The sequence below is a fragment of the Endozoicomonas sp. YOMI1 genome (genome assembly GCF_024606345.1).
Lineage (GTDB): Bacteria > Pseudomonadota > Gammaproteobacteria > Pseudomonadales > Endozoicomonadaceae > Endozoicomonas.
In genome coordinates this window covers 1-2,032 of the sequence record NZ_JAHHPM010000363.1, presented here as the reverse complement: position 1 = coordinate 2,032, position 2,032 = coordinate 1, and the positions used below count along the sequence as shown (strand labels likewise).

The 2,032-nt window shown below is 50.4% G+C and carries 2 protein-coding genes; one reads left to right on the top strand and one right to left on the bottom strand.

Features of this window, described 5'->3' with window-relative positions; genetic code table 11:
* Positions 1-164: 164 nt before the first annotated feature.
* Positions 165-395: a transposase gene (locus tag KDK15_RS21295; RefSeq protein WP_373691371.1), complete on the bottom strand. Its 231-nt coding sequence runs from the start codon at positions 393-395 to the stop codon at positions 165-167.
* Between the two features lie 388 nt (positions 396-783).
* Here KDK15_RS21295 and KDK15_RS13000 point away from each other — a divergent pair.
* The coding region (locus KDK15_RS13000; RefSeq protein ID WP_257295811.1) for a hypothetical protein at positions 784-2,032 on the top strand (1,249 nt) is incomplete at its 3' end.

The window sequence follows — 2,032 nt, the reverse complement described above, 5'->3', positions numbered from 1 at the left end:
CATACCCTGAATAAAGACTGTGCCAATCACCCTTCGTCCGTGCATCCTGAGCGGAGTCGAAGGACGCTCAGGGTGAACGGAGATTACACACCTCAAACTCATTGAAATGATGTATCAGGAAGGACATCAGAATCAGGCTAAACACCAGCGTGGCAGATTTGGTGTTAAAACGATGCCACCCTGAACAGGACTTGATCTCGAATAAGCTCTATCAGCCACCGTAGACAATAGGCCTGAAGCACAGGTATTCCTTGAAATAAAGCTTTCTTTCGCCAAGTGTACAGAGTCACATCAGAGATACCAGTATCACGTACCAGCTGAGAAACAGGCACATTATTTGGTGGCATCATCTTCTGAGTGATGGACTCTTTGAACTCTTCTGAATAGCGGGCCATTGATCACTCGCTGGCCGCCCCCTGTTTAGGTTTCTAAATTCAGGAGAGGCGACAACTATGTTGGCACAGGGGGATTGCGAACTATCTCGACAACAAAACCACCCAAATCGACCAAGCCATCCAGGTCAAAGAAAAACAGATCAACCTGCTAAAAGAGCGCAAGCAGATACTGGTTCAGAACGCAGTGACCCGTGGCCTTGATCCAGCGGTGCCGATGAAGGATTCCGTTGTTGACTGGATTGGCGAGATTTTAATGCCCATTACGCTGTGGATAACCAACAGTTCATATAAATTTAAAATGAATGTGCCTGTGAAACCCTGAGAATGAGAACATAAATGGAACCTAATAATCATTTTGAGGTCAAAAGGCGGTGTTACCAGTCCATGTTTGAAGGGTTTTATTCTGAAATCAACAGCATCAAACTACTCCCGCCCTAAGTCTGCTGGCTGGGTTGGCCAACAAGCCCGGTCAAGCGGGGTTCCTAACCGTTTCAGAAATACATTTAACGGCAAAAGTGTCTCACACCATCAGTCTCATAGAGGTTCAGCCAACACCCTTGATGATGCCAAATGTATTGAGGATGCCTTTTGGAAAAAAAAACCATTACAAGGACGTCAAATCACCGCGGCTGATGTGCTTGCCGCCTATGGAAGCGATACAACCTCTCTCAGAGCTGGTTTCTTCCTGCAAAGACTTTGCCTGCAAAACATTTTACATGGCAATAAAAAAGTTACCCCGGATCAGGTCATTCAACAATTCAACCGGAAGCCAGATCGAAATAATAAATGTCAATTGGCGATAGCGCGCTTCAAAGCGGAATGTTGCCTGATGGGCCTGGTGTTGAGTGGCCAGCAGGTCACACCGGATGCGGTGGTTAAGGATTATCAGGCAGCCAGGGCAACACTGGAGATGGCGCGCTTCTTAGAGGCATGTTGCCTAAGGAGCCTGTCGTTGAATGGCCAGCAGGTCACACCGGATGAGGTGGTCAAGGGTTTCCCGGATAGTCCAGAGGGCAAACTGGGGATAGCGCACTTCAAGGAACAATGTTGCCTGAGGGACCTGCCGTTGAATGGTCAGCGGGTCATACCGGATGAGGTAGTTAAGGATTATCAGGCAGTCAGGGCAACACTGGATCTGGCCCGCTTCAAGGAATATTGTTGCTTGCGGAGCCTGCTGTTGAATGGCCAGCAGGTCACACCGGATGCAGTGGTTAAGGATTATCAGGCAATCAGGGCAACACTGGAGATAGCGCGCTTCAAAGCGGAATGTTGCCTGAGGAGCCTGCCGTTGAATGGCCAGCAGGTCATGCAGGAAGAGGTGGTTAAGGGTTATCAGGCAGTCAGGGCAACACTGGAGCTGGCGCGCTTTAAGGAACTATGCTGCCTGAGAGGCCTGGCGTTGAATGGCCAGCGGGTCACGCCGGATGCGGTGGTTCAGGATTATCAGGCGGCCTGGGCAACACTGGAGCTGGCGCGCTTCAAAGCCACATGCTGCCTGAGGGGCCTGATGTTGAATGGCCATCAGGTCACACCGGATGCGGTGGTTCAGGATTTCCCGGATATCCCGGAGAGTAAACTGCCCCTGGCGCGCTTCAAAGCGGAATGTTGCCTGAATGGCCTGACGTTGAATGGCCAGC